This is a genomic window from Desulfurispora sp., from assembly GCF_052744395.1.
Map to the genome: position 1 here is coordinate 1 of NZ_JBRAJI010000033.1, position 18545 is coordinate 18545.

General features: G+C 56.2%; 15 protein-coding genes and 1 pseudogene. 4 read left to right on the forward strand and 12 right to left on the reverse strand.

Annotated elements, in window-relative coordinates:
- A partial coding sequence (locus ACUVTU_RS09480; protein ID WP_445889721.1) for a hypothetical protein occupies positions 1–191 on the forward strand: 191 nt, incomplete at its 5' end.
- 201 nt (positions 192–392) lie between these two features.
- The gene (locus tag ACUVTU_RS09485; RefSeq protein WP_445889722.1) at positions 393–1745 is read left to right on the forward strand and encodes a hypothetical protein; all 1353 of its coding nucleotides are present in this window, start codon (positions 393–395) and stop codon (positions 1743–1745) included.
- On the opposite strand, the gene ACUVTU_RS09490 is transcribed toward ACUVTU_RS09485, so the two are convergent.
- From ACUVTU_RS09490 to ACUVTU_RS09545, 12 genes and pseudogenes are all read right to left on the reverse strand, one after another.
- On the reverse strand, positions 1742–5044 hold the full coding sequence (locus ACUVTU_RS09490; protein ID WP_445889723.1) for a hypothetical protein: 3303 nt from the start codon (positions 5042–5044) through the stop codon (positions 1742–1744). The two genes, ACUVTU_RS09485 and ACUVTU_RS09490, sit on opposite strands and share 4 nt — an antisense overlap.
- A 51-nt stretch (positions 5045–5095) precedes the next feature.
- Positions 5096–5845, reverse strand: coding sequence for a hypothetical protein (locus ACUVTU_RS09495; protein ID WP_445889724.1), 750 nt, complete (start codon positions 5843–5845; stop codon positions 5096–5098).
- A 7-nt stretch (positions 5846–5852) separates the two neighbouring features.
- Positions 5853–7355, reverse strand: coding sequence for a hypothetical protein (locus tag ACUVTU_RS09500; protein ID WP_445889725.1), 1503 nt, complete (start codon positions 7353–7355; stop codon positions 5853–5855).
- A gap of 509 nt (positions 7356–7864) precedes the next feature.
- Positions 7865–8617, reverse strand: a pseudogene (locus ACUVTU_RS09505) (IS3 family transposase); the annotation flags it as partial.
- Positions 8618–8817: 200 nt separating this feature from the next.
- Positions 8818–10074, reverse strand: coding sequence for a lactate racemase domain-containing protein (locus tag ACUVTU_RS09510; protein ID WP_445889726.1), 1257 nt, complete (start codon positions 10072–10074; stop codon positions 8818–8820).
- Between the two features lie 19 nt (positions 10075–10093).
- Positions 10094–11305, reverse strand: coding sequence for a (Fe-S)-binding protein (locus tag ACUVTU_RS09515; RefSeq protein WP_445889727.1), 1212 nt, complete (start codon positions 11303–11305; stop codon positions 10094–10096).
- 5 nt (positions 11306–11310) lie between these two features.
- Positions 11311–12690, reverse strand: coding sequence for an FAD-binding oxidoreductase (locus ACUVTU_RS09520; RefSeq protein WP_445889728.1), 1380 nt, complete (start codon positions 12688–12690; stop codon positions 11311–11313).
- Between the two features lie 6 nt (positions 12691–12696).
- Positions 12697–13257 carry a universal stress protein gene (locus ACUVTU_RS09525; RefSeq protein WP_445889729.1) on the reverse strand — a complete coding sequence of 187 codons (561 nt, stop codon included), beginning with the start codon at positions 13255–13257 and terminating at the stop codon, positions 12697–12699.
- A gap of 92 nt (positions 13258–13349) precedes the next feature.
- Entirely contained in the window at positions 13350–13553 is a 204-nt protein-coding gene (locus tag ACUVTU_RS09530) for a hypothetical protein (RefSeq protein ID WP_445889730.1), read from the reverse strand.
- 118 nt (positions 13554–13671) lie between these two features.
- Positions 13672–14115 carry a universal stress protein gene (locus ACUVTU_RS09535; RefSeq protein WP_445889731.1) on the reverse strand — a complete coding sequence of 148 codons (444 nt, stop codon included), beginning with the start codon at positions 14113–14115 and terminating at the stop codon, positions 13672–13674.
- A 259-nt stretch (positions 14116–14374) separates the two neighbouring features.
- Positions 14375–15448, reverse strand: a complete 1074-nt coding sequence (locus ACUVTU_RS09540) for a YeiH family protein (RefSeq protein ID WP_445889732.1) — start codon at positions 15446–15448, stop codon at positions 14375–14377.
- A 119-nt stretch (positions 15449–15567) separates the two neighbouring features.
- On the reverse strand, positions 15568–16005 hold the full coding sequence (locus ACUVTU_RS09545) for a hypothetical protein (protein WP_445889733.1): 438 nt from the start codon (positions 16003–16005) through the stop codon (positions 15568–15570).
- A 312-nt stretch (positions 16006–16317) separates the two neighbouring features.
- Between ACUVTU_RS09545 and ACUVTU_RS09550 the strand changes: the two genes are divergently transcribed.
- Both ACUVTU_RS09550 and ACUVTU_RS09555 read left to right on the forward strand, forming a co-directional pair.
- A complete protein-coding gene (locus ACUVTU_RS09550) occupies positions 16318–17958 on the forward strand; it encodes a sensor histidine kinase (protein ID WP_445889734.1) in 1641 nt (546 codons plus the stop codon).
- Positions 17930–18544 (forward strand): response regulator transcription factor, encoded by a 615-nt coding sequence (locus ACUVTU_RS09555; protein ID WP_445889735.1) that lies wholly within the window; start codon positions 17930–17932, stop codon positions 18542–18544. The genes ACUVTU_RS09550 and ACUVTU_RS09555 overlap by 29 nt, the downstream gene beginning before the upstream one ends.
- Position 18545: the final 1 nt, after the last annotated feature.

The following is an 18545-nucleotide window of genomic DNA, read 5'->3' on the forward strand; positions in this document are numbered from 1 at the left end:
CTATTGCGCCGGTTATGATGGGCCGTGTACTCAAGGCTGCCGGTATTGACGAGGACCCTCTCCTGCTCATTATTTACTTCATGGGTGAGGGCGTCGATCCTACCGTCAGCAGAGAACGTTTGTTGCCCCACTGGGTGGAAGCGGTAAATTTCCAGGATAAAATGGTAATAAGTGACATATATGGTAAATAGATCACGGATGAAGGAAGCGGAATGGCAAGCAAAACAAACCAATCAGCGTTTTTCCCATAAGGATGTTTTCGACAGCTTGAGGCGAACTTTGCAGGAAAAGGCAGACGGCGGGAATGTATAAAATCATTTACCCTGATGTCGACACTATAATTCTGCAGCAAGAGAAAAATAAACCAAATTTCAATGGGAGTTTTTTATATCATGAAAGAAATAAAAACCCACGGTCCTATTCTGGCCCCCAACGGCCGGCTGGTTTGGAAGATGTACCGGGAAACCGCCCGCACTCTGCTGCCGGTGGCCCTGGTGGAAAAGGGTAACCCGGAGTTGGGGGTGGAAAATCCGCCGGCGGGGGTGCGGCAGGTGGTGCTGAACTTGTTTGCCCGCCGTCAGAGCTATACTTATCGGGCTGTGCTGGAGGCGCTGGCCCGGGAGGCCGTGTCCACGGGCTATTCGCCCGAGGAGTTGCTGGAAAATCTCATATCGGCCTGCTGGGTGGACAAACAGATAAAACTGGGGCGGGATGGTCTTTCCCAGGTGGAGGTGCGCCTTGTGCCGGGCGACCGGCTCAGGGCCGCTCTGGCGGAACAGGCCGGGCAGCAGGACAGGGTGGTCAGGGAGTGGCTGTCCGGGCAACAGGCTCTGCTGGAGAGGCTGCGAGATGGGGGCCGAATGCTGGTTGGTGTGCGGGGCGAGGTACTGTGCCGAATAATTACTTGCCTGACGGAGTATTTCGGGCAGGTGCGGTGTTATCTGGCCGGGGAGGGGCCGGTTCCGGAAATATCCTGGAGGGGAGGCACCTGGCGTTTCCAGCCTGGACGTCTGCCCAATAATTTTACTCTGGCGGTGGAGTTCCTGCTGTGTACAGGATACATGTTGCAGGTGAGGGATACCGGCTTTGAGTGGAAGGAACTGGGCCCGGTATTGTTCCCGGGGATTGGGGCGTCCAAGCGTTTTGATCGCTTGCGCCCTCAGTTGTTGGAGTTTCTGGAAACGATCAGCGGTTTTTCGCCCGAGCAGGTGGGTCTGATTTCCCGGGGCAGCCTGTACAGCATCTACCTGGTGGGTGATCTGAGCCTGCAAAGTAGCGGGGGTGGTATGCCTTTGCAGGTAAACCGGCAGGCGCTGGTGGCGCTGACCAACATTCAGGTGGAGGAAGCGGCGGCCATCCAGTCCCGGGCCGGCAAAGTATTGCTTACCGAAAACCGCGCCCTGTTGCTCAAGATGTATAAAACCGGCTGGCTGGCCCGGCAGACCGATCTGCTGGTGCTGGGGCTGGACGGCCGGCTGCGGGGGGCGCACCGCCGCTTGCTGCAGGAGCTGGGGCAAGCGGCAGGGCGCAATTTTTATGCCTGGGTGGATACCGATGCCGCCGGGCAGTCCATTGCCGCTGCCGTGGCCGGTATGTTGCCCGGTACGCTTTTTGTGCTGCCGCCCGGGCAACTGTGCAGCTTTGAGGAATGGTCATCCCGCCTGCAGCATAATCCTGCCCTGCGCAATACGGAGCAGGAGGAATACCTGGGTGAACCGCCGCTCTGGGACAGGCTGTTCCTTTAGTCCGTATTCTGGCTATCCGGTATGGCATCGGCATATTTTTCCCTGCTCACCTCATAAATTTCACTCACCGAGCGGCCCGGACTGATCCCCGGGTTGGCCACCACACAGTGGAATTTGCCAAACCGGTCCAGGTAACGGTCACCGTGCACTTTGGGGGAAACTACAATCAGTTTGCGGCCCAGCTCCTGGCGGAAGAGATCAAAAATCTCGTGTTTGCGTTCCTCGTCCAGGGCGCTGTCAAACTCGTCCAGCACATAAAAAGGCGGTTTCTGTTCAATGTCGCCCAGCAGGGCCAGGGCAAACAGCAGGGAAGTAGCGGCCCGTTCGCCGCCGGAAATGCCTTCGCCCACCAGCCGTCCCGATTCCGGGTTGATGCGTTCGGGCTTGTGGCCCAGGCGGGTGGATACATGAAGTTCCCAGCGGTAGGAGGGATGGCGCTCTTCTTCGCCGGGTGGGATGGACTCTATTTTTCCTATCATGCCCAGCCGCTCCATAAAGCGGCTGAACCGCTCATTGGCCCGCTTCCAGCGCATGTACACCGCTTTATCGTAACGGTTGCGCTGTTCTTCTTCCTTTCTTTTCAGGTTTTCAAAGCGTAGTTGGCATTCTTCCAGTTCCCGGGCGGCGGCGTTGAATTCATAAGCAAAATCGTTGTACTTCACTGCCGCTTCTTCGTCTACCACCCGGGACAGGGCATCCTCCAGCTGGCGGCGGCCTTCATGCAGCTTTCTTTCCAGGTTGGCCCGGGTGATTTCCCGCTCGGCCAGCTCCCGCACCGTCCACTGCCCGGTACTGCGCAGGTCGTTGATCACCGCTGCAAAGTTCCGGTGCATGTCCTCCCGGGCCTGCCGCAGTTCTTCTGCCTCCAGCTCCAGGCTGTCCGCCTGTTCGGACAGCTGATTGTCTTCCTGGCGGAGTTTTTCCAGCTCCCGCTGGCCGGCACTGGCCAGAGCGGCCAGCTCATCCCGCCGCTGGAGCAGGATTTTGATTTCGCCGGCGAGCAGATCCAGCTCGCCCAGCAGATTGTCGCGGGCGGTTTTATCAGTGTTCTGATCGTTTTCAGCGCGGGCGATGGCTTGCTCCAGTTCCCGCAGCCGGCTGATGGAAGCGGCTTCCCGCTCGTATTCCACATAAACCGCCAGTTCGCCTTCCACCTGCCGCAGGGCGCTGGAATACTTGTTCTGCTCATCCCGCGCCGCATCGCGGGCTTGTTCCATTTCGGCCAATCGCGCTGTTAATTCCACCAGTTTTTCCTGCACCTGCTCCAGTTCTCGCCGGGTGGCGGCCAGTTCGTTCTGCCGCGCTGGCAGCTCTCTGTCCACATCCTGGCGATGATGGAGCAGGGAAGTGGATTGCGCCAGCTCGTCACTCAGCAGCTTAAGCCGGGTGGAAGCTTCTGAGAGCAGTTCCCGGGCCTGTTTTAGCTGCTCGCTAACTTTCTGGCGGGCTATTTGCAATGCCGTAATGCCCAGGGCTTCCTGCCGGTCCACCGGGCCGCGCAGCCCGTAGGAGTCCCACAGCAGACCCCGCCAGAGGCGCAGCTTTCCCCGGCCCGCCGGCCGGCTTTCCTCTGCGGGCAAAATCTCCACCTGGGACAGCCAGCGCTTGATACCCCGTAGAAATTCGGGAGAAAGGCGCTGCTGCACCGCTGGCACCGGGCGCACCAGGCCGCTGAAACGCGCCAGAGGGTCGCCCGGGAAAAATAGCCCCCCGCCTCCTTCTCCCACAGCGACAATGTAGAAGGATTTTTCCACAGGCACATTTTCCAGCAGTTTATGCACAAAAATGGTATGTTTCAGGGGGGCCAGGATTTGCTCCGCCTGTGTACCGGCTGTAGCGGCTTCAAAGAGTTCACCGAAGGCTACGGCCTCGATGCCGGCCTGGCGGTATATCTGCAGAATTTTTTCCTGCTCGGGCAAAAGCAGCGACTGCTGCTTTTCCAGCCGCTGCTGTTCCTGTTCCAGCCGGGTGATCTGTTCTTCCAGCTGCTGTGACTGGACCACCAGCCGATCCCGTTCCCGCCGCAGGGTGGACTCCCGTTCCTTTAGCCATTCTGCCGGGGGCAATTCCTGGTCCAGGCGCTTGAGGTTTTGAATGATGTTGTCCAGTTCCCCGGCTTTGTTTTGCAGGGCGCCGGCCTGTTTCAGAATATCCTCGCGCTGCCGGCTTAAAGTATGCTTTGCTTCCTCCAGCTCTGTCAGGCGCTTGTCCAGCGATTCCAGCACCTGCTGCAGGCGGCCTTTTTCCTGCTGCAGTTCGTCCCGGGTACGGTGGATATGGCGGATTTTGCTTTCAATTTCCGCTACCCTTTTTTGCAGACCGTCCCGCTCGTGGCGCCATGCGGCCAGTTCCTGCTCCCGGCGGCGCAGGGCCTGTTCCAGGGCTTTCAATTTTAGCTCGCCTTTCTGACGGTGCAGCTGACACGTTTCCAGCTGTGCCTGCAGATCGCGCATCTGAAGCTCGCATTTTTCCTGTTCTCCGGACAGTTGCTCCAGCTGTTTGCGCAGCGCGGTCTGTTTTTCTTTGATTGTAGCCATCTGTTCGGTCAGCAGGTGCAGGAATGATTGATAACAGGTTTCCAGTAGCAGCAGAGCATCCCGGCGCAGTCTGTTGCGCTGTTCCAGGGCGTTTTTGTGCTTTTCCAGCTCCTGCAGGCGGCGCATCTTGACCAGGGCCACGGTGCGGGCCCGTTCGAAGTCCTCCTGGGCCCGCTTCATTTCTTCCAGGGCGATGCGCCACTCCCTCTGGATATCGTCCAGGCGGAACATCTCGGCTACTTTCTGAAAACGGGCGGCGTCGCTGATATTGGCAAACTCGGCAATGGTACCCTGGTACCAGAACATGAAATAACCGTCGGCGTCGATGTCGAAAACCCGGCGATAGTAGTCATGAGCCTGCAGGCGGGTTTCAAAGCGACGCAGTTGGTGCAACTTGTCCCTGGTTTCACCGCCCAGCAGGTAATAATTGATGTATTTGCGCTCCGAGCCCCCGGGTGACTTTACTTCGGCCACCAGTTCCACATATTCCGGTGCATCTTTCTGCCGGGGGCCCGGTGGGTTGTGGAAAAGCATGCCCACCCGGGCATGCCAGGGGTCGGTTTCTCGCCGCAGGGTTTTGGAGCGCAGCCCGTCCACCATAATGCGGCCGCTCACCAGGGCAAAGGACATGGCGTAGACCAGTGTGGATTTGCCTGAACCGTTCAGACCGCCGATGAGCACATCGTCGGCCGGCCCTCCCAGATCCATCTCGGTGGGCACAAAGTCCCTGATGCCGGAAAGTCGGAATGCGATGGGGTACATAGCTTCACCTGCCTGCGGTCAATTGATGGATTGTTGGTAAATGTAAAAAAACTAAAACAGGCGGATTTCCCTTGTATCTCCGGCTGTTTCTCCGCCGGACTGTTCCGGCCGGTCCAGGGCGAAAAAATCCCGTACCTGTTCCAGAGTGACCTCTCCGCCCTGGGTTTCGGACAGCACCCGCATTAGATAGCGGGGGGGAAAGGCATGTTTGGCAGCGGTGGTTAAGCGGTACAGGCGCTTTTTCTCCTCATTTTCGCCGCCATATTCTTCCTGGCGCAGAAAGCCGCATTTTACCAGGTGATCCAGGGCGGCCAGGAGTTTTCTTTCCGCATAAAGTGAGGAGCGCTGCAGGTGCTGATGCAGCTCGTCAAAAGTGATGTTGCCCGTGCGCGAGGTCATGCCCAGGTAAAAACAGAACAGCAGCAGCGCCAGATGGTGGTCGTCCAGCATTTCCTGCACCCAGTCGGCGCTGGCCCGGGTCAGGGCCAGGCAGCGGTCGGCCTCCTCATCGTAAATCACCCGCAGCGCGTCGCCCAGCACCTGGTTGACCTTGCGCAAGAACATGCCCAGGTGCTCCGGGTCCCTTTTGCGCAAAATGCGCAAAAGGCGCTGTTTGCTGATGCCGGTGAAACTTTTGCTGGAAATCAGTATTTCACACAGAGCCTGTTGCTCCCGTTTGTTCAGCATGAGCCAGCCGGCATCGCATTCCGCAGAGGGGCTGGCCTGTTCAGCCATGGCTGCGGTTCCGGACTTTGCCCGGTCACCGGCAATGTTTTCAGTGGTTTCCAGTAGTTCGGACATGGTTTGTTCACCTTTCCAGATGCCGGCCCAATCTAGCTGTGCCTTTTACATAGCGTACCTTGCCGGAGGGGTAATTCACCCGCCAGCGCAGCCGACGCCGCTTTTCTTGGGGGTCACCGGCTGCATATTCAAAGGTGCGGGCTTCCCCGGTCTGGATTAAAAAGCCCAGCACGAAGAGCTGACGTACGGCATCCCCCCAACCACGGGCCAGGAGGTTTATCAGCCCGCCCACCGATTCGCCGGGGTGGTGGCGGATGGCTTCCACCATGGGACGGGTATCGGTGGCCAGTTCATCGCCAATGGAGGTGGCCTGTCCCACCAGGCTGGCCAGCTCCCGCTGAGAAACCACCCGGGCCTGCTGGTATTCCACGGGTGAAAAATCGGCTGCTGCGGGGGAAGGAGCCCACTTTTCCAGCCAGTGGGCAATCTGGCGTCCGCCTCGTTCGATATCCTCGCCGGTCAGGAAAAAAGGCAGGTGGAAGGGCAGCCAGAGGCCCGCCGCCAGTTCTTCGTCTTCGTCCAGTTCGTACACTCCCTCTTCCATATTGCGCATGATCTGCAGGGGAGGGCTGGTCAGGGCGGGCAGTGATTGTCCGAAGGCATCCACAAGGTAGCGCAGGAATTTGTCCGGATCCACCCGGGTGATGCGGCGGCCGATTTGCAGCTGGGTAATGTAGGCGTTTTCCCCCAGCAGGGCGCTCAGCTCTTGCAGCACACGGTAAAAGAGAGTGGCGCTGCGCTGATGTTGGCGTTCCAGCCGGGCGCTGACCGCGCCCTGCACTTCCTGCAGGCGGCGGGTCAGTTCTTTTTCCAGCATTTCCACCAGCGCCAGCACCGCTTCGTACCTTTCCAGGGCGCGGCGGTCCTGGATGTATTTTTCTCGCTGCAGACGCAGATCGTTGACCGCGCTTTCCAGATTGTGCAGGACGCTGGCGATGGTATCGTAGCGGCCGATGCCGATGTCTTCATAGGCCCGGGCCAGTTGCAGGTCCCGTTCGGCCTGGTAAAGCTCGCGCACGGAAGGGGCCTGGCGGTAGTAATAGAGGCTGTCGTTGGCAAAGCGGAAAATCTGCCCCACCATGCGCCGGCCGGTGGAAGTAAGGCGCAGCGGCGGATTGCCTGCCGCCGTTACCCAGTTGTAGCGGCGGCACAGGCGTACCAGGCGGGGGATGTCAATGGTGGCGGCATTTTGGTATTCCCGTTGAAAGCGATAGACCAGCTCTTCCTCTCCCTGTACGGCCTCTTCCTCGTAGAAGGTGCTGCGGCGCAGCAGTTCTAGACAGCGCAGCGTGTCCAGCACCTGGGTGGGCTGGCGCCAGAACTGCTCCGCCGCCAGGTCTTTCAGCACGCCCGAGAGCATGACCAGGTCTTTCAATGCTTCCTGCAGCTCGGGTGTCTCGTGCTGGAACAGTATATCCAGGCATTGCTCCGGGCCGGCCGGGGCAGGCGGGGAAAGCTGCTCCCCGGCTTCCGGTGTGGCCGGTTGATTTGCGCCGGTATGATCGGACATGAAATATGACTACTCCCCTGGATCGATATTGACGGAATATCTGCAATATCTACAATTCTACCCTTTTTTAAACAAGTCCTGCTCGGTAGGGAGAAATGGAGAGGCTTTGTTTCGATCGGGTTAGTGGTTAGCCATAATGAAGTAGAAATATATAGAATTATGGTGGACCCCATTGTCAAGACAGCATTTTAAAATTTTTTAGAGCCAAACTTATGTTTTGTAATGACACAGGTTGCCCAATTGAAGCAGATAAAATTCTGCTCGGTTCCCATAAATGGCATATTATAACATGAAAATGGCAGTCTCTTTTGAGCATATCCCCTTCCCCAAAACAAACAACTTTTTTGCTTACCCGGCCTGATTTTTTTTATTTTGTCCGGGAAGGCACCTGTCAAGGGCGGCGTCAGCCGTCACCGCAGGTGATTTACCCTTGACAGGTGCCTAACCGGACAATAGAATCGGCCAGGCCGGGTAAGCAAGAATAAGTGGTCGTTTTTTGTTTGTCCATATTAGGTTTGCTGGAATGCCTTTGTCAGTATTGTGCTATCCCGTGTTACAGCCACTTCTTCCTGCGCTTTTTGGTATTGTGGCAGGTATAATTCTGCTGGTGTACGGTATCCCAGGGTCTGATGCAGGCGCAAATTGTTGTAAAAATAGATGTAATCAGATATTTTCTGTCTGGCCTCCCGTGGACTGGCGTAATCGTGCAGATAGACTTCTTCATACTTCAAGGTGCGCCAAAAACGCTCTATAAGTATGTTGTCTGCTGCACGACCTTTACCATCCATGCTTATCTGTACTTGTGCTTCTTTTAGCAATGCTATGTACTGTGGACTGGTAAAGTGGCTTCCCTGGTCACTGTTCATGATCTGTGGCTGGGAACGTTCCAGGGCATCCTGTACTGTTTTTAGGACAAAGGCTATATCTAGCGAGAGATCGGTCCTCCACTCCACTACGTAACGCGAGTATAGATCTAGTATTGCCACCAGGTACATCCATCCTCTTTGCAGGCGTATGCAGGTAATATCTATGCTCCACACCTGGTTGGGATATGTGATAGCCAGGTTCTTCAGTAAATACGGGTAAATTTTATGTTGTTGATGACGTCTGCTCAGATTGGGACCTGGATGGATGCCGACAATGCCCATCTCGCGCATATGCCGCTGCACTGTTTTGCGATTAATGGTGAGCCCTTCCCGGCGTAATTGCTCGGTTATGCGTCGCGAACCATAGTAGGGATGAGCTGTGTATATTTCATCAATCGGAGAGGGTCTTTTCTTCCCGGAGAATTTCCAGTACAACTTTGCTCTTAAACTCCGGTGTGTATTGCTTGCGCACATTCATTCGGTTCTTATGCCCCCCTGTTTTGCTGTCTTAATTTATGGGTCCATTATACCCGGCTGGGGATGCTGCCGGAGGACGAAGGGAACAAGCGGTGGCCTGGCTATACGCCAGCTTTGGATTAAGCCCGCCAGTCCAGTGTCAGCCGGCCGCCGGCAAATACCAGCGGCCGGGGCGGGCCGGCGATTTCCATGTTGTCCCGTCCGGCCAGTTCCCGGGCCAGTTTTTCTGTGACCAGAAGGTATTCCAGTTCCCGGGTGTTCTTGATGATGGCCCCCCGCAGATTGTCCGGATGGCCCGCCGCCAGGCTGTGCAGAGCCGCTGCGATGGCTTTTTCGTCATCGGGCATGACTACGGGCAGCATGGCCCGCTGCAGGTTGCCGCTGGTCAGGCAGTTCCAGTAAGTAGTTTCCCAGTTTATTTTGTCAGCCAGGCGGGCGGTGGTGATGTCGGCCAGGCCGATACCGGTGGCATTGCCGTGGGACGGGGCCGTCAGATCCAGAACCACAATGCGTTCAATAAAGGGGTGCCGGGGTTCCGGCACCCCGACCATTCTCATCCGGCCGATCACATTGACGTCCATGCCCGTGCCGCTGATGTTCTTGCCCATTTCCTCCACTACCAGGAAATCCAGGCTGTCCACCGGCAGGCGGGGCAGCAACCGGTAGGCTTCCTGCAGGAGCTGCTGTTCCATGGCTATCAAATCCTGAGGCAGTGCGGCCTCCAGCAGGGCGATTTCCTCATAACCGTTTTCCACTACGGCCAGACCGGCTACTATTTTCCCCGATTGAAGAAAAATATCACCCGCTTCCAGGAGTGTCCGGGCCATGGCCTCCGGTCTGGTGCGGTGAAAGGCGCCGGCTCCCGGCGCTTTGCCCAGACCCACGGTCAGCATTTTCAACAGGCCGCTTTCCACCGGCCCGTGGAAGGTGGTGTGGGGTTTAACGCGGTTTACCACCAGTATGCCGTCCGCTTGCCAGGCCAGGGCATCACAGTGCACCCTGAAGCCGCCGGCGGTCTGGCCGATTTCTACTGTATCGGTCGTGGCCAGCACCAGGCAGCCCATGCTGTTTTCGGTAATGCCCAGCGTCGCCAGAACGTCCAGCTGGCCCTTAATACTGCCTCCGCCGTGGCTGCCCATGGCCGCCAGTACAAAGGGCTGGGCTCCGGCGGCGCGCACGGCTTCTACCAGAGTGTGCAGAATGACAGGCATACTGGCTATGCCCCGTGAACCGGCGGTGAGAGCTATTTTCTGACCGGGCCGCAGCCGGGCCGGCAGGTTGATTTTCTGCAGCTGGACTCGGATGTGCCCGGGGATATCAGTAATTACGGGGCGAGGGAAGTGCTGTCTGATTTTGGCAAAACGGGGTAGGTTCATGAAAAGTTCATCTCCCGGTTCATTCTGTATCGTAAGTCATGGCTAGCAGTTCCACCGGGTGGAAAACGGGTAAAGCCCGCCCTGTTCGGGCCAGGCCCGAGGCCAGCTGCAGGCGGCAGGACGGGCAGGCGGTGACCACGGCCCGGGCGGCGGTGGCCCTAATACTGGCCAGTTTTTGTTCCACGATGCGGGCGGCCAGGTCGGGGTGAACGAATCCGAAAGAACCGGCCAGGCCGCAGCAGGTGTCGCTGGCGGCCATTTCTACCAGCTCAAGGCCGGGAATGGCGGAGAGAATCTGACGCGGTTCCCGGAAAACCCCCTGACCTCTTTTTAAGTGGCAGGGATCGTGATAGGTTACAGTCAGCGGCACCTGGCGCTGGCCGGTGGCCAGAGCAGTCCGGTGCACCAGAAAGGCATTAATATCCACCACCCGGCCGGCCATATCGCCGGCTGCGCGCCAGATCTCATCCCGGGCCAGCAGGCGGCCGTATGTTTTGAGCATTTCCCCGCAGCTGGCGCAGTCAGTGACGATATAGTCCGCCGGCGTATTCTGCCAGGCGATCACATGGCGCCGGGCCAGATCTCGGGCGGTTGGCAGGTCGCCTGCCGCCAGTGCCGGCATGCCGCAGCAGTCCGGTGCGGATAAAATTACCTGGACGTTGTTCTGCTCCAACACCTTCAGCACTGCCCGTCCGGTTTGTTGATAGGCGTACCGGGTCAGACAACCGGCAAAGTAGAGCACCCGGCAGCGGGGATTTTTGATCTCCCGGGGGGTGAACAGCCGGGGGAAAGGTCGAACGGGCACCCGGGGCAGCAGCTGTCCGCGCAGTTTTTTCCCCAGGCCTGTTTTCTGACTGAGGGCGGCGGCCTGGCCCAGCAGCTGCAGCCTGCGGGGGTGGGTCAGAACGCCGCGCAGCAAAACTATCCGGGCCGGGGGACGCTGGGGATGCTCCAGTGCCTGTGCTCTGGCCCAGAGCACCAGCTCATCCACCCGCACACCGTTGGGGCAGCGCTCCACACAGGCCCGGCACAGCAGGCAGGTATCCATAATCTGCTTCAGGCGGCGGGAAAAATTGAGCTGGCCGGTAAGTATGGCGCCGGCCAGCTGTACCCGGGCTCTGGCCACCCAGGGCTCGCTGCCCAGCTGCCGGAATACAGGGCAGACCTCCCGGCAGGAGCCGCATTTGCTGCAGCGGTTGATCTGGTAGCTGATTTCCTCTTCCTGGAACACCGGTGCTAGCTCCTTCCGAAAATCTTGCCCGGATTCAGAATACCCCGGGGATCCAGGGCCTTCTTGATCCGTTGCATGGCCGCCACTCCCGCCGGTCCAAACTGGCGGTCCAGATAGGGAGCCTTGAGCAGGCCAATGCCGTGTTCGCCAGAGAGGGTACCGCCCAGGGCGAGGGCAGAATGGAATATTTCGGCCGTGGCTGCTGCCGCGCGGTCCATTTCATCGGGATCGTTTTTGTCCACCAGCAGATTGGGATGCAAATTGCCGTCTCCGGCGTGGCCAAATATGGCAATGGTCAGCCGGTGCCTTTGGGCGATGTCCTTGATTGCTCTGACCAGGGCCGGTATCCGGCTGCGGGGTACGGTGGCGTCCTCGGAAATCTTGGTGGGCTTGATCTGGACCAGGGCGGGTGAAACCGCCTTTCTGGCCCGCCACAGTTCCTCTGCTGCCGATGGGGTGCGGGGCAGCTCAACCCGAACGGCACCACTGCGGGTACAGATATCGGCGATATACTTGATCTGCTCATCCAGGGCGATCGCCGGCCCGTCCACTTCCACGAGCAGCATGGCTTCCACATCCAGGGGGAGGCCGCAGTGGAGGTAATTTTCCACACAGCGAATGGTCACATCATCCATCAGTTCCAGCGCGGCCGGCAGGATGCCGCTGCTGAAGATGGCGGAAACCGCTTGCGCCGCCCGCTCGATTTCCGGGAAGTCGGCGCGCAGTGTTCTCCGGCCCTCGGGCCGGGGAAGCAGGCGCAAAAATGCCCGGGTGATAATACCCAGGGTGCCCTCGGAGCCCACCAGCAGACGCGTCAGGTCGTAACCGCTGACATTTTTGACGGTTTTGCCCCCGCACTGGATGATCTCACCGCTGGCCAGCACTACCTCCAGCCCCAGCACATAATCCCTGGTGACGCCGTATTTCAGGCCCCGGGGCCCGCCGGCACATTCGGCGATATTGCCCCCCAGGGTGCAGACCGGGGAACTGGACGGGTCGGGTGGATAGAAAAGCCCTTTGTTTTCCACCGCCCGGTGCAGGTCGGCCGTAACCACGCCCGGTTCCACTACCACCAGCATATTCTCGGTATCTATTTCCACAATGCGGTGCATGGCTGTCAGATCCAGGACAATACTGCCCTTTTCCGGCACCGCGCCGCCGCTCAGGCCGGTTCCCGCCCCCCGGGGGACGATGGGGATGTTTTCTTCTGCGGCCAGCCGCACCACAGCTGCCACCTCCTGGGAGGAGGAGGGCCGTACCACGACTGCCGGTGTTCCGGTGAGAAAGGTACCATCGTAGGAGTAGCAAAACAGGTCTTCCGGGGCGGAGTGGATTTTTTCTTTCCCCAGCAGACGCTGCAGGTTTTTGACGAGTTTCTGGCGCATGGTTGATTAACACCTGACCTGTTTTTTGATTTCTTTTTTTAACAGTTCCGCCGGGTTCCGCTGGCCGGCAGCAGCCGGTCCAATTACTACGGCACAGTCTACTTTATCAATTACGGCACGGATATCCAGCTGCAGCGGGCGGAATGGGGCAGGCGGCCTGCTGCGGGGGTGGGGGAGTACCAGCAGTGCGGTTCGGGAGCTGTTGACCAGTTCCACCAGCTTCTGTTCCGGATGACCGGTGATTATTTCTGTCCGGACAGCTACCCCGATCTGCTCTGCCTGTTCTTCCAGGGGTGACATAATTGCCCGGGCCTGAACCAGCAGGTCTTCTTCCAGCCAGCACCAGAATTCCCGGCGGGTGCTGGCGTTGCTCAGCCATTCGTCACCCAGCAGCCTGGTCCAGTTGTGGCCCAGGTGGAACACTATGTGCAGGGCCAGCTGCATGGCAGCAGCCAGGCTGACAGCCAGTTCCCCTGCTCTGGCAGCGGAGGGTGAGCCGTCATGAAGCAGCAAGATATGATCCCGGGATGGGGTTGTCCGGGAGGTAGTGTTAATATTGGAAAGCATTTCTGACCACTCCTGATGCCCTGGCCGTCATAATCAATAATAACATGAAAAATTAATGCGCAAGCGTTCTGTTCTCAGGGCTTGCGCATTTTTTATATTTCATCATCTTCTTCCGAATGCCCAAAGAAGGTGTATAGCAGGTAAATGCTGGCTGCTATGGGGATGAGCACCATCCCGTTTTGAAAACTGTAACAGTGAACAATGCAGTAAAAAAGCCCGCCGAGCAGCAAACTGGGCATGATCTGGTAAAAGTAGAGTAAAAACTCCTTGATTGTGGGGCTGCCGGGTATGCGCATGTCCCCACCCCGCATTCTGGAAATTATGCTTAATAAGATTTTAGCATAATTCCAAATGAGGGCACAAGGGGGCCCGGTGCCGTAGTGACAAAATACGGGATGGGCGATGGGGATCGTTTTATTTTATAATCAACAGCGATGTACTTTGGCGGGCCAGCATTTTTTCCTTCACCTTGCTGGACGTGTTGCCCGGCGATCCGGGCTTGCTGCCCAGAATGAGCAAATCATATGTTCCGCCGGCCAGCTCGCGCTCTATTTCCCGGGGTGGGTCACCCTCCCGTACCTTCCATTCCCATGGCACTTCCTGGTGCCGGGCCAGTTCCTGGAACCGTTCCCGGATTTCGCGCTGTTTTTGATCGGCGATATGATGAATGTATTGAATAAACTGTTCCTTGGCGATGCTGCTGGCCAGCTGGTCCACATAGCCGTAGTGGGCCAGAGCGGTTTCCGATACATGTAAAACCGTGACCCGCGGCTGCAGCAGCTGCAGCAGACCCGCGATTTTCTCCCAGAAACCTTCATTTTCTTCGCCCTGGACGGCCAGCAGGATATGTTTGAACACGGTGAAACTGCCTCCAGCATGCAATGTTTTTCCATAATTATTTCAGGGCAAGGCTTTATTTAGACCTTGCCCTGTCCCGGAGCCACAGGTTTATTTTTCTGGTTTATTGCCTCAGGCCAGCACTTTGGCCAGTGCCAGCAGCAGCAGGCCCAGAGTAATGACCATGTAGTCCTGCTTTCTCACTTTGCGGTCGGCAGCTCTTTCATCTTTGCTCATTACCGGGCACCTCCTGAGATTTGATGGTTCATTATTCGATTGGTTACAGAGGCAGCACAAACTTGACCACCAGCAGGGCAAAGGCCGCTTTGACAAAGCCCACGATGAAGCCCAGCACTATGCCGTCCTTGCCGGCCGCTTTCATGTCGGAGAATTTGGTGGTCAGGCCGATGCTGGCAAAGCCCAGGGTGAAGGCCCAGGTCATAAAGGTGTTGGCCAGCTTGATCTCTTCCTTGCTGAACAGGCCAGCGGTGTTAAACAGCACGGCTAGCAGGAAAGCAATGATGAAAACCGGGAACTTGTCTGCGATAAACCGGGTTTTGTTGATTTCGCCGGTGGATTTGATGTCATTGCGCAGCACCAGCATCACTACATAGAGTACCACGAAGGGCAGCAGCACCACCCGGCCCATGTTGTAAATGCCGGCCATCAAACCGGCGTCCTGGCCGTAGGCCATGCCAGCCGCCAGCACCTGCGCCGAGTTGACAATGCCCACACCCACCCAGGCACCAAACTGGTTTTCATTCAGGCCGAACAAGTGACCCAGGGCGGGGAAGGTGAACAGCGCCAGCAGACCGAAGATCAGAATGGTAGCAATAGTATAGGCCATTTCCTGACCTTTGGCTTTTACTGCCGGACCGGTGGCCACGGTGGCGGAAACGCCGCAGATGGAAAAGCCGGAAGCCAGACAGCCGGCCAGCGCATCGGTCATCCTGTAGTATTTGCGCAGCCAGAATGTGAGGGCGACAGTGCCAAAAAGGGTGACAGCAATGAAAATCATGCTGGTGGTACCCACTTTGAGCAGTGAGGCCAGGGTGTATTTAGTGCCCATGATCACAATGCCGGTTTTGGTTAAAATGGTGGAATACTGCAGACCGGGTTCCAGCTGGGCGGGAACACCGATAGAGTTGCGAATGATCATGCCAAAGATAATGGCCAGCAGGACGTAATTCAGGTGGGCAACCTCATAGACCTTTTTAAAGTTTTCCTTGACATAGCCCTCTGCCCACATGGCGGCAATGGCCACCAGCAGAACCAGGATCAGGCCGGGAATAGCCCGGGCAATTTGCGCGCTCAGACTCTGGCTTTGTACCTGTTCACTATGAGTTTGAGCCAATTTCAGTGCACCTCCATAAAGTTTGTGAGCATGTTGTGTGAATATTGTGGTTATATCTAATGTGCTTAAATTTTATATCAATCCCCCTTATCTATAATTGATATAATAACATGCGCAAACTAATATACAGAAACTGCCGGTTCTGATGAGTATACTTGATTGTTGGTATGGTTTTGGATGTTGCGGATTAGGAAGGTGTCGCCCGAAAAATTGCCGGTCATTGTCAGGTTGTCCAGATGATTGATGTGGATAGTTTGATTAAACTTTGGTCCGATATATTTTTTAAAAACACACTTGATTACCTGTCCCTGGGCATCAACAACCTCAATATGCCCCTCCAGGCAACCCAGATCACCATCATAGGTCTTGTGCCAGGATATCTGGCTTGCCTGTCCGCTAATCAACTGTTTTTCGGGTATGCGCGAATCCTTGAGAAGCGAATTTATTCTATTTACGTTGAGCATAAGTTTGGGTAAAAAGATAATCACCAGGGGCGTCAGGCAAATAAAAAGAATAAATATCCAGCCATACCATTTAATTAGCTTTTCCTTGCCCACAACAACCCCTCCCGGGCAACTACTATCGTATAACATGATTTAGTCAGCCAATCTTAACGAAATATTAATTAATTTATCCCATGCGGTCAATAAAGGGGAAGCTGGTTGAAATCTAACAGTCAGCCACATGACACAAAAGTGTCAGGGATGTGACCATTTAAGTGTCAGATGTTTTACATATGTTAAGTCAGCCAGCCGACCAATATCTATCAGGAAAATATTGTGATTTATTCCCTGATTGATTACCTGTATAATATTTTTGCAGCTCTGTGTATTGATCACTATAATTACTCCATATGGTGAAGAGTAGCGATGTTTAATCAAAAGTTGACCAAAATGCTGGTTGTTAGCGGGCTGGTTATTTGTATCGGCCTGGGTTTTGGGGTCAAAAAATTGCTGGAGATGTACGGGCAGGTTGCGGCCTGGTCGCTGAAGAGTGAGCAGTGGCAAGAGCTGGCGGAACTGTCGGTGCAGGTATCGGCCATGGGTGAATCCCTGCAGGAATATCTACTGTGGGCTGATCCGGAAGCGCTGAACCGGTTTCACCGGTATAGCAATTCCATCGGGCAAAAGCTGCAGGATCTATCCTTCTCCATGGTTCAGTCTGCCGCGCCGGATTTTCAACTTTTCGGGCAGTTATGCAAGGATTATCAGAACTTTGCCCTGTACCAGGTTGTACCGGCTGTTCAGGCCGGTAATTCCAGGACGGATAAAATGGCGGAAATATACCGGCAAAACCGCCAAATGTCCCAAGAGTTGCAATCCATTCTGGAAAATGTGCGCAGAAAATACAGCCGGCAGCTGGACGAGCATAGAGCCAATCTGGAGGAAATTCGGCGCAATATGGTTATTTTGACTTTTTTGCTGGCCGGTCTGATGATTTTGCTGGTCTATCTCCTGTATTTATTATTGACCCCGCTGTGGCAGCGCTACTTGTTCACCAGTCAACTGGCTCATAATTCCGATCAGGCCGTCTGGTTCATTGAAGCGAGCGGCAAAATCAACTATATCAACCCGGCTGCCCAGGAGCTTTTCCGTCTGTTTCCCGAACAGGTGTTGCAGAAACATCTAGAGGATATTCCCAGAATATTGCCCCGCCTGTACAGCGTGATCCAGCCGGTGGGACAGGTGCTGATCAACCAGAAGAAGCTGCTGCGCTGCAAGGTGGCCTGTACCCATGACGATGGGCGGCCGGTTGATTTAACCGCGGATTATGTGCCGGTAGCGGGGGCGGGCCGTCCGCGGGGCGTCGTGCTGCTGATCCGGCCGGCCGGTGAGCAGAAGGACAGGCACTTGCTCCTGGATACTCTGGAAAGGGAAAGGAAAAGGATTTCCCTGGAAATCCACGATTGGATTGCCCGCTACATGTCCACCATCATTCACGCTCTGGATTACACCCTGCGTTTACATCAAAGCGGCCGGCTGCCGGACGGTGAGCTGGTGCGTAATCTCGGCGAACTGCGCAGTCACTGCCAGAATGCCGCTATTGAAATGCGGGGCATCATGAATGATATTCACCCCTATTTGATTGACCGGGTGGGGCTGGTGTCTGCTCTGGAGTCGTATGTCACCACTTTTGAAAAATTGCATGATATCAAGGTCTTCATTTTCTATCAGGACCGGGCCCTGCAGGTGAGAAAGAAGGATGAAATAATCATCTACCGCATTATCCAGGAAGCGCTGAGCAATATTGTCAAGCACTCCCAGGCTACCGCGGTGGATATCAACTTTACCCGGCAGCAGGACACCCTGCGCATAGAAATATCCGATAACGGAGGAGGGGAAGGGGACTTTCTGGCCGGACAGGGACTGTGGGGAATGAAAGAAAGGGCCAGCCTGATCGGGGGAGATGTAGTGTTCGGTTATGGGGAAACCGGGTTCTGTGTAACCCTTACGGTACCGCTATTGGCGGGGGGGCAGAGTGATGAACAAGATCAGGATCATGCTGATTGAGGACCACAATGTTTTTCGGGAAGGTTTGAAAAAACTGCTGGAACTGGAAGATAATATGCAGGTGGTGGCCGAGGCGGGAACATGCGCCGAGGCTCTGGCTGCTGTGACGGCCGGCGTGGACATTGTGCTGCTGGACATCGGTCTGCCTGATGGGGACGGGCTGGACCTGGTGGGCCGGATCAGGCAGCAGTACCCCCGGATTAAGCACGTGGTTTTGACCACCTATGATGATCCGGTATTTATCAAAAAAGCTATTGAATGCGGGGTAAAGGGGTTTGTCCCCAAATATGCCTTTTTTGATGAAATCAAGGCGGCGGTGCTGATGACCAGCCGGGGGGGAACCTACCTGTATCCGGGGTTGAGCGCGGATTTTTTGCTGCATTCTTCTGATGCGGGGCTGAATGAAGGGGAAATCCAGCTGCTGCAGCTTTTATCCCGGGGCAAGAACCAGAAAGAAATTGCTGCCGAACTGTATATCAGTTTGTCCACCTTCCGGCGCAGGCTGCGGGGCATCCTGTCCAAACTGCAGGTGCAATCGGTGGAAGAGGCGCTGACCCTGGCCGTAAAAAAGGGTATTATCAAGTAAT